This window comes from Sporolactobacillus shoreicorticis (genome assembly GCF_024125445.1).
Lineage (GTDB): Bacteria > Bacillota > Bacilli > Bacillales > Sporolactobacillaceae > Sporolactobacillus > Sporolactobacillus shoreicorticis.
Window position 1 is genome coordinate 310,236 of record NZ_JAMXWM010000001.1, and the last position, 16,780, is coordinate 327,015.

The following is a 16,780-nucleotide window of genomic DNA, read 5'->3' on the forward strand; positions in this document are numbered from 1 at the left end:
AAAGGGAGGTGGTGATTCCAATGAATGCAACGGAACGCACGTCGGAATCAGTAACCGAAGGTCACCCGGATAAACTATGTGATCAGATTGCGGACACGATACTCGATGCTTATTTAAGGAAAGATTCACAGGCTCATGTTGCGATCGAGTGCATGATATCACAAAATTTGCTTGTGATCGCCGGAGAGATCAGATCTTCAGCATCAATAAATTTGGAAGCGCTTGCGAGAGCTGTTCTCCGTTCTGTCGGCTATAACAGTCGGGAAAAGGGCTTTGATTGTGATAGAAGCCTGATCATTACGAATGTAAACCAGCAGTCAAAGGATATAAGCCAAGGTGTTGATTGCGCGCTTGAATTTAAGCAGCGGACAACTGCCGACGGTGATTTAAAAATAGGGGCCGGCGATCAGGGAACGGTTTACGGTTATGCGTGTAACGAAGCCGAAGATTATCTTCCCTTGACGCTTTATCTGGCGCATCGACTGACCAGGAGGCTTGCTGAGGTGAGAAAACAAGGCGTTTTTCCTTTTCTTCGGCCGGATGGCAAGGCTCAGGTAACCGTTCGCTATGACGAGAATGATCGGCCGGTATCGGTAAAAACAGTCGTTTTATCCGCGCAGCACGATGAAGCAGTCAGCCGGGAAGAATTAACAGAGAAACTGACTCGTGACGTAATCCAAGCGGTTGTTCCCGCTGAACTGCTCCGGAATTCAGAATTATTGATTAATCCCACAGGGCGGTTTGTTATCGGCGGACCCCAGGGCGACACGGGATTAACCGGACGCAAAATTATTATTGACACGTATGGAGGCGTCATTCCCCATGGAGGCGGCGCATTCTCCGGTAAGGACCCATCAAAGGTTGACCGTTCCGGAGCTTATATGGCCAGATATGCGGCAAAAAATGTAGTTGCGGCCGGCTTGGCGGATCGGTGTCAGATTGCAGTCTCCTATGCGATTGGTGTCGCGGAACCGGTCTCTGTATCCGTTGAAACATTTGGGACAGAACGTATCCCGCTTCAGGTGCTGCAAGCAATTGTTCATAAGACGTTTCAGTTCGCGCCGGGTTCTATTATTGAAACGCTTCATCTCAGACGGCCAATCTATCAGAGTACCGCTTGCTATGGGCACTTTAAATCCGGTTTCGGTTATCCGTGGGAGGAGACCGATCAGGTCGGCTTGCTGGAGCGGTTGAAAAGAGCGGTCGTTCAGGCAATGCAACGCTGATCAGATACCCGCTTTTACCCTTTTGCGACGCTAAAAAGGAGAAGGTTTCATGATGATAAAAAGAGATGAACTGCGTGTAAAGCTTGAAGTGCTGGTGCCGGGGAAACAGATTACACTTGCCCAGATCATCGGCAAACCTAATCCGGAGGTCTATGCGAAATTAGGGCTTTCCGAAAAATTCGACTCAATCGGAGTCATGAAGCTCACTCCGAAAGAAAGCGCAATTATCGCCGGCGATCTGGCATTGAAGTACGGCCGGGTCGAGATTGCCGCCATAAATCGGCTCAAAGGCACCTTGCTCCTGACCGGGAAGAATGAGTCGGTTGTCTATGCGGTGAGCCACATTCTGCGGGTCTTTCAAACAGTGCTTGGTTTCGAAGTACCCGAGATCACGCGATCCTAGCTGCATGTTCCGGGAAGAAAAGAAGAATGCTTATTCGATGGGAAGGATAACAATGGCAGATCGAGAAAAAATTGAACGTGTAATTGAAGAATATGTACCGGGCAAACAAATAACCATTGCCCATTTAATCGCGAATCCGAATCCGGATATTTATACCAAGCTCGGACTTCCGCCGGAATCAAAGTCAATTGGAATTCTGACCATCTCTCCGGATGAAGCGTCGATCATCGCCAGCGACATCGCAATTAAATCAGGTAATGTCGCCATTGGCTTTCTTGATCGGTTCAGCGGCGCAGTTGTGATCTCAGGAGAAGTATCCTCGGTTGAGTATGCCTTGAGACAAGTAACACAGACGATGCATTCGGTACTTCAGTTTGACGTACCGGAAATTACACGAACGTGAGGGTGTTTCTGATGAACAAGGTTATTTTTATAGGAAAAACAGGCTGCGGAAAAACAACATTGACTCAGGCGATGAACGCGATTGACGTGTCCTATCACAAAACGCAGCAGGTGATGCTTTTTAACGATTCCATCGACACACCGGGGGAGTTTCTGGAAAGTCAGCTTTTGTTTAATCATCTTGTCAGCGCCGCCGCTGAAGCGAAAATGATTTGCTTTGTCCAAAGCGCCAAAGCCGAAGATCTGACCAATTTTTTCCCACCATTATTTTCCTCACGGTTTCCAGGAAAACAAATCATTGGTGTGGTTACCAAAATTGATCTTGCGGGAAGCGATCAAATTGCAAAGGCGGAACAGCTGCTCAGACTTGCGGGCGCCTCACGCATATTCAGAACCTCAGTCATGACCGGAACAGGACTTGAAGATCTATTCGGATGGTTCGAAACAGAGGGTATTGGTGTTCAACTTTATAAAAGTGTCTGACAGCCAAAGGAGTCAAAACGGAGATGCTCTGTCGGATGATTGCAGAGTGAATGGTAAATGGTAAAGGAAGGAACTGATCAAATTATTGTGCCGATTTTTTTAAGTCCATGAGAAAATCAGCTGCCGAATCGGTCATAGGCAGCTTTAAATGCATCCGCATGTTCGACGAATACGGCTACAAGATTCGGATCGAAATGGGAAGCGCGTTTTTCTTTAATAATCTTAAATAAGCCGATTTGTACACGCGCTCGGATCGCAGGGCTTCATAAACATCGGCCAGGGCGACGATTCGTGCGGAAAGGGGGATATTTTCACCTGCCAGCCCGTCCGGATAACCGGTTCCGTCCCATTTTTCATGGTGAGAACGTGTGAGCTTGATCCCAAGTTTTAGAAATTTATTTCCCGTATACTTTTCTTGCACCTGTGCGAGTGTGTTTGCCCCAATGATCGCATGTGTTTTCATCACGTCAAATTCATTGGTTGTCAGTTTACCCGGCTTCAGAAGAATTTGATCCGGTATACCGACCTTTCCTATATCGTGCAGAGGACTTGATTTGTATAGGTTATCAATGAACGTGTCGGTGATTACGTTTTTGTATTGAGGCAATTGATGCAGATATTCAGCAAGCAGTTTGCACAGTGAAGAAACGCGTTCAACATGAAATCCGGATGTCATATCTCTTGATTCCAGTAATCGCACCAATGAGTAAATCGTAGCAATCTGAGATTCATAGAGTTCCTTTTCATTTTTTAGATTTCGGTCGAACTCTCGTTTATAATAATCAGCAAAAAATCCGATGACGAATGCAATGATCACATATAAGGTTAACCGGATCAGCCAATTTTCGATGGGCTGGCTTTGACGCAGGGAGACATCTAAAGGCATGAGGGGTCCGATAAGCAGTGCATTGACAGCAGCATGAATGATTCCTTGATACTTGCCATGGGTTGCGGAAACAATGGCGATGGGCAGGTACATAAAATTGGAATAGACATTTGACGTTCCACCTGTAAGATACACAATCAGAGCAACCAGAGAAGATAAAAAGTAGCAGCCGGCCAGAATAAGAGGAGGAATGCATGCAGCATTATGATGTGCCGCTTTTATGTTCGTGTCCATGGTTATTCTTCCTTTTGTTTTTATTTTAAAGGCGGTTGTATATTTTTTGCTTATTATTCATAATATAGCGAATTTTTTACCAATAGTACAAAATTTGGTAAAATTTTGAGGAAACGTAACTTTGTTAAGGCTTTGGCAGAGATCAAGCTTTAGCGTGAAATGCTGTCTGAGGGCGGTGCAAGCAGTCTGACTGGTTGAAGGACAAGCACGGAGCCCTCCTGGAGAATCATCCCAATTTTCCCGGGCAAATTGCTGTAGGATCCTGATTCAAACAAAGCGCAGGCAATGCTTCGAATGAAAAAAATAGACATGGCTACTTTGAAAAAGGTTCATGGACAATAAGAAAGTACGCCGCTTTTCGATGAGAAAAGCGGCGCGTCGTTAATTTTCACTCCGATCAACGAGCTGTTTTCTGCTGTTGAAAAATTCATGATAGGCTAAATAACAGGAGATAAATGAAGAAATTGCTGTTGTTGACAGCAGCATAAAGGTGACCATGATCTGGTATTTGATTGCTTCTATCGGTGGTATTCCGGCAAGGATGAGTCCGGTCATCATTCCGGGGAGCGATACGATGCCGAGTGTCTTTGCCGAATCAATGGTTGGTAGCATCCCGGTTTTTATCGCGTCCCGGATGATTTTTTTGGATGAAAGAAGAATATCCGCACCAAGCGCAAGCTTCGTTTCGATTTCATCTCGCTTATTTTTGAAATCTGCTGTCATTTGTTTGTAGCATAGCCCGAGTGCAACCATCGAGTTGCTGATGATCATGCCGCCGATCGGGATCATTTGATTGGGTTCGTATTTGATAATGCCCGTTAAAATTAAAATGAAAAGAGTCACAAGTGTGCCGACGGCAATGGACAGAAAAGAGATCAGCAGACCTCTTTTGATGGCTTTGCCTCTTTTTGCGGCATTGTAGGAAGCATTAAAGGTCATAAACAGCAGCAAAAGGGTTGTAAATGCCGGATTTTTATAACCAAACACAAAATTCAAGACATAGCCGACGGCGACGAGCTGGATGACCGCCCGGACCACGCTGATGATTGTCTCTTTTTCTAGCTTAAGCTTTTGCCAATAAGAGAAGAAAAGGGTGACGAAGACAAGTGATGAAGCGATCATCAGGGATGTGACATGAATGGTTGTTGAACCGTTCATAGGATCGTCTCCAATGCCTGAATTTCGCCATTTTTGATTGTGAGTACTTTATTGGCATGCCGTTTGCCCTGCTCAGGGTTGTGGGTGATCCACAGAATCGTGGTTCCTTCATTATGGAGTGACGTGACGACATGCTCGACAATCGCTGTATTGGCGACATCAAGTGCTGAGGTCACTTCATCAAGCAGCAGAATCTCAGGTGTAAACAATAGACTGCGAATCAGTGCAATCCGCTGTTTTTCTCCCCCGGACAAATTTTTGATCTCTTTTTCCAGATAATCCGTTGTCATTTGAAACGAAGAAAAAAGTGCTTTTACCCGTGCATCATCGACAGGTAAATTTCGGATTATATAGGGAAATTCGATGTTGTCACGTACGCGGTCACCGAATAGATAAGGGGTCTGAAAGCAATAAGCGATCTTCTTTCTAAGGTCGGTCGGTTCAAAATTATCAATGGGTTGTCCATGAAAAAGAAGGGTACCGTCGGTCGGACTGATGAGGTGGCAGCAAAGCCTGAGAAAGGTACTTTTGCCACTTCCTGACGGACCCATGATTGACATGAAATCACCGGAATTGATCGATACGGAAATACCTTTTAAAATATCTTCCTCTCTGTTATTGAAAGACACATTTGTAAATTCTAGCAAGGACACAGTGACACCGCCATTCCGTTATTTTATGAAAAGTATGGGTTGTCTCTCTAGTTTAACGTTTTTTGGCGATACAAGCATTAATGAGTTTTGGCTGTTTAATCCATGTTGTATCGAATGGTCGGCGACTCCACAAAATAGCGTTCGGCCTCCCCGGCTTCAGCCTTTGTTTGCTGAACAGTACCAAAGGGGTGCTGCGGCGGTGCATAGATCGAGTACAATTTGATCGGTATATTGCCGATGTTTACTAGATCATGCCATGTTCCTGCAGGAACCATAAAGGCAAAATCACGTCCTACCTGCTGCTGAAAATCAAGCCGATCTTTCTGCCTGCCCATCATAACCACCCCCTGGCCCTCCTCAATACGGATAAACTGGTCCAAGTGCGGATGGATTTCCAAACCAATATCCTCGCCCGGATTAATGCTCATCAAAGTCACCTGTAAATGTTTACCGGTCCATAATGCGCGGCGATAGGCCTGATTCTGCCTGGACGCCTGATCAATATTCACCGCAAACGGATTCGGTCCATTATCATTAAAAGTCAGAGTTGAGGATTCGTTAGATTGCCAAGAATCGGTCGATGGCTGAAAACAATCATCAATTTTCGGTTGTGAATAGGGGTATTCTGAGTATTCTCTAAGGGGATACGGACTCCTAGAATATGGATACGGATACATAAGGGTCAATCCTTTCATAGGTCAAGATCATCATAATGTATGTATGTGATATGCGGGTTGTGTCTATTGATAAAAAGCAATTCTTTGAATTCGAATCGAGTATCGTATCATGGTTATTAATGTCTAATAATGAGTAAGTAAATGAAAAATGGATAAACAGGGAAATGCCTTTGTGCAAGGAATAAGCAAAAAAAAGAATTCTATAAATATACTGAAAATAGTTATTGAGACTCTAGTTTTTCATTTCTCCCAAGTTTATGGTAGAGGCATGGTTGGCAGTATCTTGCATTCTTTTCAAATCGATCAAATAATGGTTGGGAGGAAGCATCTTGAAAAAAATGCTTAGGGGGACTTTGGTTTTCGTGGCGTCCTTCATGCTGACGAGTGCGCCTGCACAGTCATTTGCGGCGCATGCCAAAGGTTCCGGTTATGCGAAAGAGAGTGATCATACGTACCTCATCAGCTCAGCGAAAGACTTTACAGCAGGAACAAGACAGAACATCACCATTGATCATCGTCTGGGCGACGGCGTAATCACACTGAAGAAATCGCGAAGATATGCGACTGAAGGTACGTTTGTATCTCCTGAAATGTCAACGGAACCATTCGAGTATCTGATTGCTTCGTGGAACAGCGATACACCTGCCGGCACGTATGTTGAAATTCAGGTCCGTGCACACATCAGCCATTACAATACCGATAATCAGTTAGTAAAAGATTGGTCGACATGGCGTTCGTGGGGCAAATGGGGCACAAATATTGCCCGGGCAAGTGTCTCAGATTTGTCAGACCCATTAGCTTATGTGGATGTCGACACGTTCACAGTGCGTGGCAGCCGCGGTGAGACGGCGGATAAGTTTCAGATTAAGGCGATTCTGCACAGTGACAATCCACGGGTCGCTCCGAGTGTGCGACTGCTTTCTGCATCAACAGAACTAGGCTGGAATTCGATCAGCCAGCATCCGAGTACCATCACGCTGAACAAAGACATTGATACACCTGACTATTCACAAATGATTCGTGATCCGAAAATCGCCAACTCCATCTGCAGCCCGACAACAATTACGATGGCGATGAACCGTATGGGGGAAAATCTTCTTCTTGAGGAGACCGCACTCCGTAATTATGATTATGACTATGAAGGCTTTGGCAACTGGGCATTCAGCACAGCACTTGCGGGAAGCTACGGTTATAAATCGTATTCCGTGTTCACCGACATTGATGGACTGAAGAGGGAAATTGCCAAAGGATATCCAGCAGCGGTCAGTGTTAAGTATACAAATGATCCGACCAATACACGCTATCCTTATGTTGAGGGCGCTCCGGGAACAACGCCGGGTCATTTGATTCTCGTCAGAGGATTTGAGACGATTGATGGGCAGGATTATGTCATTGTCAATGATTCATTTGCGCCATCCGATGATACGGCTGTTCGAAAATATAGAGCTGATCAATTCCAGAAAGCATGGGCAAACGGCGTTGCCTATATTGTCCGTGACAAAGAACGAGGAGCGGGCTATGCTGCGGCAAAACGCGTGCGTGCGACTTTGCGACCGACCAAACAGGAAAATGAATACGCTTTGTATGCAGGTTTTAAGAAAATCAACATTCCGGCTAACTTCACCGCAGATGTCAGTCCTTTGACTGAGCAATCCGGTACACTCGCATATACAATTTCTGATGGGGAAAAATATGACACAGACGCGCATAAGAAATTTTATTATACACACGAAACGGAAGACGGCAACATCGTACTTAATGTCAAGCAGTTGGAAGCGGATTTGAACGGCAAGCACGCAACGCTGACTCTGTATGTGCTCAGTACATCCGGCGACAATTATGTTGCCACACTTGATTTGAACAAGAAGATGCATCGCCGTTAAAAGAAACGCACGTCATGCCATTTTACCCACCTGTTAAACGATCAGGGAGGTGATTTTTTAATATTGATTCAAGTTAGTGGTATACAAATGTAAAAATAATAAATGAATGCACTAGAGTTTGTGTAGCTTATTTAATTAAATGATATATTAGATATAGTAAGGTGAAACAGAATGAGAGGAGCTGTTGACATTGAAATGGGAGCAAATTCGTGAGCATTATCCGGAACAATGGGTTCTCGTTCAAGCCGTCTCTGCTTACTCAAAAAATTCAATCCGCCGTTTTGAAGAACTGTCAGTCATCGCAAATTTTCCCGAATCCACTTTGGCATGGAAAGCATACAAAAAACTACATTTAGCTGACCCTACTCAAGAGTATTATGTTTTCCATACAGACCATGAAATACTAGAGGTAAAAGAACAGAAATTTATTGGAATTAGGAAACAACTCCAATGAAAATTCTTATCAAAGATGGGCTGCCAATCGTATCTGTGTCACTTGCTTATAAAGGAGCTATGATCCAATTAGATGACGTACTTTTAGATACAGGAGGATGGCAGTATTGATGCTGTTATAGGTATGCCAGCAAACCTTTTCTTCGGAACTTCCATTCCAACAACAGTCATCATTTTAAAGAAAAACCGTACCACAAGAGATGTCTTATTTATTGACGCGAGTAAAGAGTTCACAAAGGGCAAGAACCAGAACAAATTTACAAAACAAAATATAAATAAGATTGTTCATACATATAAGAAACGTGAAGATATTGAGAAATATGCTCATGTTGCTGGCTTTGATGAAATAAAAGAGAATGAACTCAACTTAAACATACCGAGGTACGTAGATACGTTCGAGGAAGAACCGCCCATTGATATTGTTGAGTTGAGCAAAGAAATAGTCTCCTTAAAAGAAGAAATTGCTCAGTCTCAACAAGAATTCTTGAAACTATTGGACGAGCTGAACGTAACAGACGAATCCAAAGACATCATCGCGGCAAAGGCGGTGTTTCAATAATGGAGAAAAGGAGGAATGTACCAAAGATACGATTTGACGGCTTTTTTGACGATATTGATTCTGCACATAATCAAGATATCCGTGATGAGATTGAAAAGGCACTTCAAAAATTGAATAAAACTGAGAATGTTAAACATATTTATCGAGAAATATTGAATGCGATTGATAACAAGAAAATTAATCCGGATGAGGATGTTTTTGTTGTGAAGCGTCGGTATTTCACGCAAGCTCGTAATCATATGATCGAAGCATTTGCGACTACTTGGTTCGTGGATAAAAATGAGCTCTATTCATCAGCAATTCAATATATGGTTGGGGCTGATCCCATACCGAATATCGGAAGTATCATTGACAGTAAACGATTTGATCAATACAAAGTGGTTCATCCAGAGGCTAAACCACTGAGATATGGTCCGGAGATGAAACGTCAATGGAGAAAAACACTGGATGAATGTGTTGTTCCATTGGATGATGAATTGAAATAGAAAATAACTAAATCAATTAGCTTGAGTTTTTTAATATGCAAATCTTTTCTGGGAGGGATTTACGTTGACGGAAACGGTACAGAAACACGCGAAACGGCTGCATGAGCAATATATTGTGCTGGACGCTCATTTTGATCTCTTGATGGAAGTGGACCTGCGACGGAAGCTTGGTTATCGAAAAGTCATTGAGACAGAATTTCTTCCCATATTAAACGCAGGCGGAGTGAGCGCATTGGTCTGCTCACTGTTCATCGAAAGCGAGTATCTGCCTGAAATGGGCTTGAAAATGGCACTGGATCAGGTAAGTGCTCTGTATTCGGAGATCGAGGAATCTCCAGATAAAATTCAATTATGTACAACCTATAACGACATTTTGGATGCGCATGCCCATCATAAACTAGCAATCTTACTTTCTCTCGAAGGCGTCGATCCATTAACGAATGATCTCGGTCTCTTACAGATTTTTTATCGATTGGGTGTTCGATTCGTCGGTTTAACATGGAGCAGAAGGAACTTTGCCGCTGATGGAAGTCATTTTCATGCTGTAGATGAAGGACATCAAGGCGGCTTGACAGAATTCGGTGTTCGGCTGGTTAAAGAGGCAGAGAAGCTGAATATGATTATTGACGTCAGCCATTTGAATGATGTCAGCCTAGCTGATGTACTGGAACGGACAAATGTACCGATCATTGCATCTCATTCTAATGCGCGTTCGCTGGCTTCATCAATGCGCAATCTGACCGATGAACAAATAGGCGAGTTGGCGATCAGGGGCGGTGTGATCGGGATGAACGGGTTTAACTCATTTGTCTCCGATATTTATGAAGATGGTGATGTCAGTCATTTGATCGATCACCTTGATTACATGGTAAACCTTGTGGGGATTGAGCATGTCGGAATCGGCTTGGATATTTGCAATTTCCTGAGCGAAATTCCGCTCAAGCCTGCGGGACACACGCGGGACTCATATGACGTGATTGCCAGCCATAGGGATTTGCCGATTTTCACGGAAGAATTGATTCGCCGCGGATACAGCGACGGTGAAATCGGTTTGATTATTGGTGGTAATTTCTTAAACTTATATAAAAAGATACTGAGATAAAGCTTAGCCGGGAAGGGGTACAATTTTTGTTCCATGTACTTCGCGGATTTTTAAATGGTTTGCGATCTCGTCTCTATTCAGATCAGTGATGCCTCCACCCGGTAAAATGATCAATCGTCCGGCCGCATACTGAATGAGTCGTTGCAAATGATCGAAATGATGATCAATTGGGGCATTCATAGGACCGCCGTGTGTCAAAATACGTTTCACATGATGCGCAGCCAGCCAATCAATGGCGCTGAGCTGTGCCCCGAATTCTAATTGGTCGAAAGCCATATGGAACATAATATCCAGATTGCTGGCAGCTTTGATCAGCGCATGTGTGGCTCGTTCGTCCAGTTGATTCTGTTCGGTTAGGCAGCCGAGGACAACGCCGTCGGCTTCAAGCCGACACGCTTGTTCGATGTCTTCGCACATCATCCCAAGTTCATCGTCGCTATAAGTGAAGTTTCCACTGCGTGGGCGAATCATCACCATGACCGGCACGTTGCGGGAGTGGCAATATGGAATAGTATGCGCCATCACGCCATAGCTGACCGTTGTACCGCCAACGGCGAGATTGTCACAAAGTTCAATACGATTGGCGCCACGGTCAATGGCCTCAGGAATACGTGTAAAGTTTTCCGCACAAAACTCTTTGATCAGCATTGGATGCACCTCATTCCCTTATAAAGATAGAGTAACATGAAAGAGGGAATGGTGCTCAAACAAAAGTGGTTAGGGAGATGGCATTGTGGATAGCAATTAGTCAGATTATGTACAAACCTCAGACTACTGAAACGGAACAAAGTCACTTGATCGATTTAATCAATCACCGATTTGATCGGCGCATTCATTACTACGGGAGTGGGCAAAAGCTGTGGGACATTGCAACCACTAACGTTGTGGCACTGATCGGAAGGAAAAAGTGAGCTTTATCTCAAATGAAGTACATAGATTACATGTAATGAAAGGCCGCGGTAGACAACTTATGGATTTTGCAGTAAATCATTTGAAGGATCAAAATTATCACAAGATTTTTTTATGGGTGTTTGAAGAAAATCAGAGGGCGAGAAAGTTTTATGAAAAACACGGTTATACGTTTGATGGAACGAAGGAGCAATTGACTATTGACGGGAAGCAACTGACTGAAATGCGCTATGTTTATCAGCTATAGAATTTAAGGCATTGTTGCTGGCGACTAAACGAACTTTCTGATACCACTGTAGTTCACGCTGAGAATGTTTTATGTTAATTTTTGTGAAGTTAGTTTGTGCTTCATGAGGTATCGCTCTAACCTCGGGAAGGCCTTAAACGAGATATTTTTGGACTTTTTGTGTAATCTTGTTTTCTACTAAAGAACTAAGAAATGGAAAAGGGGGAGAAAGAATGAGTAAAGATAAAGAAACACCTGAAAGAAGAAGAGAAAGACTAAGGCAGGAAGAATTGAAGAAGAACCCTATGGGAACGATGAATGACGCATTTAATAAGGCTGAAAACGGAAGTCTTGCTGATTTAGTAGGTAGTTTAGATTGGAAAGGTATTGGAATACTTATTCTTGTCATCACAATAGGTTTTATTGCTGCATCATTATTACTAAAATGATATGCTCACTAAGCGGTATCTAATTGCGAAAATAACTTTTATAGCAGTTGATGAATTCAATGGAGAAATTGAAGGGAGGGGCAGCATCTTTGCTTAAAATTTTAAACACTAAATTAGTGCGTGCAGAGGAATTAAATGAACTGTTGGCAACAAATCACTGGGATGTTCATCCAATAGAAAAGCTTGAGCTGGGTATAAAATCATCATGGGAGAATATTTGTGCGAGAAATGAAAAACAATTAATTGGTTATGCAAGAATCTTATCTGACGGTATCCGGCATGCCTACATCTGCAATGTCATTGTCTACCCGGATTTTCGAAAACAAGGAATAGGAACAGCGATAATGAAAGAAGCGTTGAAGTTGCTTAAAGAAAACAATTTGTACCCAACCCTAGTTGCAAGTCCCAGAAAGAAAAATTACTATGAAAAGTTTGGTTTTGAGACAGAGAGCAGCGGATTTACTGCAATGTGTATTCGTAAGTCTTTCTGATTGACGATTTAACTGCGCAGCAAAAGAATCCTCAGATAGGAGTTTTTATCCAAACGAACAACTATAGAGACTTTATTGTTTAGACTTCCATACCCGCGTCCCAGACACAGTATGTGTTTTTTCCGGGGGACTGTTTTGCTTTGTATAGAGCCTTATCCGCAGCGGCAAAAAATTCGTGTGCTTCAGCAATTTTTTTTGAATCATATTCACAGATACCGGCGCTGACGGTTAGTGTCACCGGCAATGATAAGCCTAGGCTTCTTTCCTCAAACTTGAAGCGGATCAACTGAGCCATCCGCTCAGATGCTGCAGCATCGTGATGCGTGAGAATGGTGAATTCTTCTCCGCCGTATCGAAAAGCATGGTCATCCTCACTAAGGCAGCTGTTCAGGGCATGAACAAAACAGAGGAGCACCTGGTCGCCTGTTATATGTCCGAAGTGATCATTAATCTGCTTGAAATTATCAATATCCCAAATGATTAATGAAAATTGTTCCTTCTTCTGATGATGGTTTTGGATGAACACATTCAATTGCTCATAAAAGGATGCGTGATTTAATAGTTTTGTAAGAGAATCCTGCCTAACTTGAATGCTTTTCGTAATAATATGGTCGACCAGATCCGAGAGACAGGCGAGAACAATGCGGGCAAGGATGAAGAGCACACACATGAATCCAACCATACTCATGATTTCCATGAATCCCTGATCTGCCCGTGCCGCTTCCGGCCTCAGCGGGAGAATAAAGAAACAAAAAAACAGATAACTGACCAGACTTGCAGCAGCAGCAAAAAATAGTGCTTTCTTATCAATATATAAAAGCGAAATCATAATGGGAATACAGAAAACTGCATAGATAGAGCTGACGACATAATGAACAAAGACAAGATTCAGACAAATAACCAAACTGATGATCAGCAGAATCAAAGCTTGCATTGCCGGGTTCGCCTTCTTGATAAAATGTTCAATCAACAGTGATGCAGCGTATAAACTAAAGCCATTGAAGAGTGTTGGCTTAATTACATAGGTTTGCAAATAGTTGATCACCGGCAGCTCATGCTCAGAAAATCCGGTCATGAATAATTTAATGAAAAAAATGCCGAGTTCAGTCAGGAAAATAGCTGTGAGACAGAGCCATAAATACTTGTATAAAACACGGCTCCAATTTGAAAAATTAATTGCATGCTCATACTTCAATTGAATCAATAAGAATACGCTCCTTATAATTGGTTAAATAGCGGTGTCGGGTGTTGCCAAGAAAATGATTTAGGTCTAGCAAAATAAACCAATATTATTTTACACAGTGGATTTATGCTATTTTTCATTATCGTTAAATAAATGGTTTTTTACTGTGATATTCGTATCGAATCATGACTTTTTTACTGTTTTTCAGCTTTGTATGATAGACTTAAGTGGAAAAATGTGCATGAATAAAAAGGTGATGCTGACGATGACCATCCATGAACTAGGTATGAGCCATCTTGATGACATGGCGCGTCTTTATGTTGATGCGTTTAACGCGCCGCCATGGAATGATCAATGGACGGTGGAAACAGCACGAAAAAGGCTTCACCAAATGATTCAATGTGAGGATTCATTCGGATTGGTCGCATATAAGAAACGATCCGGTCTGACTTTGGGCGCTGAAGAACAATTCTATGACAGAGCAATGTTCACGATTAAGGAGTTCTGTGTCGATCGGGAATTACGCCATACCGGATTGGGACAAGTTTGCTCAATGCGTGTGAAAAGCGGTTGAAATTGTCGGCTATGTGATTAAGCAGGATCGTTTCGGTATCCTTTTAAAAGGAAAATGTGCGGAATTCGGCCATGATGTTGCGCGTGTGATTGAATTGAATGAATAGTGGGGAGGGGAGCACCAGTATGCTTCATTTAATTAAACCGCAAAAGCTTAAACATGGCGACACGGTGGCAACGGTCAGCTCGTCGTGGGGCGGAGCAGGTGATAAAGAAATTAATTGGCGCTACCGGCAAGGAAAGGAACGTTTAGAGCACGTTTTTGGGTTAAAGGTTGTTGAAATGCCAAATACTTTGAAGGGCACGGAGTATGTTTATAAGCATCCGGAAAAACGGGCGGAGGATTTAATCCAGGCCTTTGCCGATCCGTCGATTAAGGCGATTATTTCCTGCATCGGCGGCAGTGACAGCATTCGCTTGCTGCCCTATATTGATTTTGAGGTCATTCGTAACAATCCTAAAATTGTAACTGGCTACTCGGATAGTACAGTGACTCATTTTTTCTGCTTGAAAGCGGGAATTTCCAGTTTCTACGGACTCTCCCTGCTCAATGATCTTGCCGAAAACATTAAAATGTCCGATTATACATTGGGGTGGGCAAATAAGGTGCTCTTCAGCGAAGCACCAATTGGCGATATTCCGGTTTCTCAGGAATATACGGCGCAGCGTCTTGAGTGGGTGATTGAAAATAAAAATGTGGCAAGAAAATTTGAGAAGAATACGGACTACGAGCTCTTGCAAGGAAAAAGGACGGTAACCGGACGTCTGATCGGCGGCTGCCTCGAGGTTATCGATATGATCAAGGGAACGAATCTTTTTCCGGAATTAAGCGACTTCGATGATGCCATACTATTTTTGGAGACTTCTGAAGAAACGCCGCCGGTCTGGATGCTTGAAGACAGCTTGAGAAACTATGGTATGATGGGCATTTTCGACCGAATTAACGGTTTGATCTTTGGAAAGCCGTACAGAGGAACATTTTACGAAGAATATAAGGAAGTCATTCAACGAATCCTGGCAGAGTTCGGTGAGGAAGACCTGCCGGTTTTATATAATGCCAGCTTCGGCCACAATGAACCAAAGTGTCTCCTGCCATACGGGGCGATGGCGGAAATCCGCTGCGAAAAACCCGGATTTGCCATTTTAGAATCGGCTGTTGCGTGTACTCATGATCATTAGGAAAATGAATGCGAACGATTTGCCGCAGCTTGCTATTCTTTATCGGCAGTTTTGGAATGAATCGTCGGACGTTGCAAAAATGGGCATTCAATTTGAGAAAATAAATCGGCAAAAGACGCACATTTTATTGTGTGCGATCGCAGATCATCGATTAGTTGGATCAGTGACGGGCGTAGTATGTGATGAGCTGTATGGTGACTGCCGACCTTTCCTTGTTGTTGAAAATATGGTTGTTGATCGGGAAGCGCGACGAATGGGTGTCGGTACACATCTGCCTGGTGAGTTGGAGAGGCAAGCACGGGTAAGAAATTGTACGCAGATGATTCTTGTGACAGAAAGAGACCGCAGTGATGCTTGCCATTTTTACGAGGCCTATGGCTTTTCACGAGACATCAAAGGGTACAAGAAAAAATTATAGTCGGATGCTCAGAACGAGCTGTCTGATGGAGGAATCTTTTGAACTACTTACCGAACGTTCTTAGCATAAGCCGGATCATTTTTGTGATTCTGCTGCTTTTTACATACAAAAACAGCTGGATTTTTGTAGTGCTTTACGCGGCAGCGGGTTTGACCGATCTTCTCGATGGGCCCATTGCACGGAGAACCAACAGTCAAAGCAGGTTTGGCGCACGGCTGGATTCATTTGCTGATGTCATGATGTATGCCGTTTTATGTATTTTGTTTTTTTATTGGGCAGGAAATATTGTTGTTCCATTTGCTCTATTAATCATCTTGATTGTCGGTGTAAGGGGGATGAGCCTGCTCATCGCGGCATATAAATACCATACGTTTGTCAGCGTGCATACGTGGGGGAATAAACTGGCGGGTCTGCTTATTTTCATCGCTCCGGTCGTTTATGTAGTGTTCAAGAATGCGGGATTTTTATGGCTTACCGGTTTCGTTGCTCTGCTCAGCGCTGTCGAAGAAATGCTTATTCATTTGAAAAGTAAGTCTGTGAATGAAAATCGGCGCAGCATTTTCTTTGACTAATGCGCGCGCGCAACATTGACGCGTCAATTGCGGAAGAATACAATTGATATAAAAACGTTTACAAAAATGAGGTGCAGTAATGGGAATCGCTCTTGGTGTACTGGCATTCTTGTTTTCTACGGTGGCGGCTGTCTATTGGTACAATGAGGCTGGAGGAAGAGCAAGTAAAAAATAAT

Annotated in this window: 21 protein-coding genes and 2 pseudogenes; 17 read left to right on the top strand and 6 right to left on the bottom strand. The window is 43.3% G+C overall.

The window, feature by feature from the left end; translation table 11 throughout:
- The first annotated feature begins 20 nt into the window (after nt 1-20).
- Genes metK through NIE88_RS01465 form a run of 4 tightly spaced genes read left to right on the top strand, consistent with a single transcriptional unit; the run spans nt 21 to nt 2,514 of the window.
- The gene (gene metK, locus NIE88_RS01450; RefSeq protein ID WP_253057918.1) at nt 21-1,226 is read left to right on the top strand and encodes a methionine adenosyltransferase; all 1,206 of its coding nucleotides are present in this window, start codon (nt 21-23) and stop codon (nt 1,224-1,226) included.
- Between the two features lie 49 nt (nt 1,227-1,275).
- Nucleotides 1,276-1,629 carry a BMC domain-containing protein gene (locus tag NIE88_RS01455; protein WP_253057919.1) on the top strand — a complete coding sequence of 118 codons (354 nt, stop codon included), beginning with the start codon at nt 1,276-1,278 and terminating at the stop codon, nt 1,627-1,629.
- 52 nt (nt 1,630-1,681) lie between these two features.
- Nucleotides 1,682-2,032, top strand: coding sequence for a BMC domain-containing protein (locus tag NIE88_RS01460; RefSeq protein WP_253057920.1), 351 nt, complete (start codon nt 1,682-1,684; stop codon nt 2,030-2,032).
- A gap of 11 nt (nt 2,033-2,043) precedes the next feature.
- Nucleotides 2,044-2,514 carry a EutP/PduV family microcompartment system protein gene (locus NIE88_RS01465; RefSeq protein WP_253057921.1) on the top strand — a complete coding sequence of 157 codons (471 nt, stop codon included), beginning with the start codon at nt 2,044-2,046 and terminating at the stop codon, nt 2,512-2,514.
- Between the two features lie 175 nt (nt 2,515-2,689).
- Here the strand turns inward: NIE88_RS01465 and NIE88_RS01470 are convergent, their stop codons facing one another.
- The 4 genes from NIE88_RS01470 to NIE88_RS01485 form a co-directional block, all read right to left on the bottom strand.
- A complete protein-coding gene (locus NIE88_RS01470; protein ID WP_253057922.1) occupies nt 2,690-3,634 on the bottom strand; it encodes an HD-GYP domain-containing protein in 945 nt (314 codons plus the stop codon).
- A gap of 381 nt (nt 3,635-4,015) precedes the next feature.
- Nucleotides 4,016-4,792 (bottom strand): ABC transporter permease, encoded by a 777-nt coding sequence (locus NIE88_RS01475; protein WP_253057923.1) that lies wholly within the window; start codon nt 4,790-4,792, stop codon nt 4,016-4,018.
- Nucleotides 4,789-5,445, bottom strand: a complete 657-nt coding sequence (locus tag NIE88_RS01480; protein ID WP_253057924.1) for an ABC transporter ATP-binding protein — start codon at nt 5,443-5,445, stop codon at nt 4,789-4,791. The genes NIE88_RS01475 and NIE88_RS01480 overlap by 4 nt, the downstream gene beginning before the upstream one ends.
- A 95-nt stretch (nt 5,446-5,540) precedes the next feature.
- A complete protein-coding gene (locus NIE88_RS01485; protein ID WP_373689387.1) occupies nt 5,541-6,140 on the bottom strand; it encodes a cupin domain-containing protein in 600 nt (199 codons plus the stop codon).
- Between the two features lie 320 nt (nt 6,141-6,460).
- Here NIE88_RS01485 and NIE88_RS01490 point away from each other — a divergent pair, with 320 nt between their 5' ends.
- The 5 genes and pseudogenes from NIE88_RS01490 (at nt 6,461) to NIE88_RS01510 (ending at nt 10,604) form a co-directional block, all read left to right on the top strand.
- Nucleotides 6,461-8,005: a C39 family peptidase gene (locus NIE88_RS01490; protein ID WP_253057961.1), complete on the top strand. Its 1,545-nt coding sequence runs from the start codon at nt 6,461-6,463 to the stop codon at nt 8,003-8,005.
- A 190-nt stretch (nt 8,006-8,195) separates the two neighbouring features.
- Nucleotides 8,196-8,459: a hypothetical protein gene (locus NIE88_RS01495; RefSeq protein ID WP_253057926.1), complete on the top strand. Its 264-nt coding sequence runs from the start codon at nt 8,196-8,198 to the stop codon at nt 8,457-8,459.
- Between the two features lie 93 nt (nt 8,460-8,552).
- Nucleotides 8,553-9,017 (top strand): annotated as a pseudogene (locus tag NIE88_RS01500) (N-6 DNA methylase); the annotation flags it as partial.
- 59 nt (nt 9,018-9,076) lie between these two features.
- Nucleotides 9,077-9,502 (top strand): annotated as a pseudogene (locus NIE88_RS01505) (type I restriction endonuclease subunit R, EcoR124 family); the annotation flags it as partial.
- Between the two features lie 64 nt (nt 9,503-9,566).
- Nucleotides 9,567-10,604 carry a dipeptidase gene (locus tag NIE88_RS01510; RefSeq protein WP_253057927.1) on the top strand — a complete coding sequence of 346 codons (1,038 nt, stop codon included), beginning with the start codon at nt 9,567-9,569 and terminating at the stop codon, nt 10,602-10,604.
- 3 nt (nt 10,605-10,607) lie between these two features.
- Here the strand turns inward: NIE88_RS01510 and NIE88_RS01515 are convergent, their stop codons facing one another.
- Nucleotides 10,608-11,252 carry a copper homeostasis protein CutC gene (locus NIE88_RS01515; RefSeq protein ID WP_290446243.1) on the bottom strand — a complete coding sequence of 215 codons (645 nt, stop codon included), beginning with the start codon at nt 11,250-11,252 and terminating at the stop codon, nt 10,608-10,610.
- A gap of 77 nt (nt 11,253-11,329) precedes the next feature.
- Between NIE88_RS01515 and NIE88_RS01520 the strand changes: the two genes are divergently transcribed.
- The 4 genes from NIE88_RS01520 to NIE88_RS01535 all read left to right on the top strand — a co-directional run bounded on the left by NIE88_RS01520 (nt 11,330) and on the right by NIE88_RS01535 (nt 12,679).
- Complete coding sequence (locus NIE88_RS01520) at nt 11,330-11,515, top strand: hypothetical protein (protein ID WP_253057928.1); 186 nt, start codon at nt 11,330-11,332, stop codon at nt 11,513-11,515.
- On the top strand, nt 11,512-11,760 hold the full coding sequence (locus NIE88_RS01525) for a GNAT family N-acetyltransferase (protein WP_309247003.1): 249 nt from the start codon (nt 11,512-11,514) through the stop codon (nt 11,758-11,760). Before NIE88_RS01520 ends, NIE88_RS01525 begins: the two co-directional genes overlap by 4 nt.
- A 212-nt stretch (nt 11,761-11,972) precedes the next feature.
- On the top strand, nt 11,973-12,188 hold the full coding sequence (locus NIE88_RS01530) for a DUF6366 family protein (RefSeq protein WP_253057929.1): 216 nt from the start codon (nt 11,973-11,975) through the stop codon (nt 12,186-12,188).
- Nucleotides 12,189-12,247: 59 nt separating this feature from the next.
- Complete coding sequence (locus NIE88_RS01535) at nt 12,248-12,679, top strand: GNAT family N-acetyltransferase (protein WP_253057930.1); 432 nt, start codon at nt 12,248-12,250, stop codon at nt 12,677-12,679.
- 79 nt (nt 12,680-12,758) lie between these two features.
- Here NIE88_RS01535 and NIE88_RS01540 read toward each other — a convergent pair whose 3' ends face one another.
- Nucleotides 12,759-13,883 carry a GGDEF domain-containing protein gene (locus tag NIE88_RS01540; protein WP_253057931.1) on the bottom strand — a complete coding sequence of 375 codons (1,125 nt, stop codon included), beginning with the start codon at nt 13,881-13,883 and terminating at the stop codon, nt 12,759-12,761.
- Between the two features lie 220 nt (nt 13,884-14,103).
- Here NIE88_RS01540 and NIE88_RS01545 point away from each other — a divergent pair, with 220 nt between their 5' ends.
- From NIE88_RS01545 to NIE88_RS01560, 4 genes are all read left to right on the top strand, one after another.
- The gene (locus tag NIE88_RS01545) at nt 14,104-14,436 is read left to right on the top strand and encodes a hypothetical protein (protein WP_253057932.1); all 333 of its coding nucleotides are present in this window, start codon (nt 14,104-14,106) and stop codon (nt 14,434-14,436) included.
- A 125-nt stretch (nt 14,437-14,561) separates the two neighbouring features.
- On the top strand, nt 14,562-15,614 hold the full coding sequence (locus NIE88_RS01550; RefSeq protein WP_253057933.1) for a S66 family peptidase: 1,053 nt from the start codon (nt 14,562-14,564) through the stop codon (nt 15,612-15,614).
- Nucleotides 15,604-16,032 carry a GNAT family N-acetyltransferase gene (locus NIE88_RS01555; protein ID WP_253057934.1) on the top strand — a complete coding sequence of 143 codons (429 nt, stop codon included), beginning with the start codon at nt 15,604-15,606 and terminating at the stop codon, nt 16,030-16,032. Before NIE88_RS01550 ends, NIE88_RS01555 begins: the two co-directional genes overlap by 11 nt.
- A 38-nt stretch (nt 16,033-16,070) precedes the next feature.
- Entirely contained in the window at nt 16,071-16,604 is a 534-nt protein-coding gene (locus tag NIE88_RS01560) for a CDP-alcohol phosphatidyltransferase family protein (RefSeq protein ID WP_253057935.1), read from the top strand.
- Nucleotides 16,605-16,780: the final 176 nt, after the last annotated feature.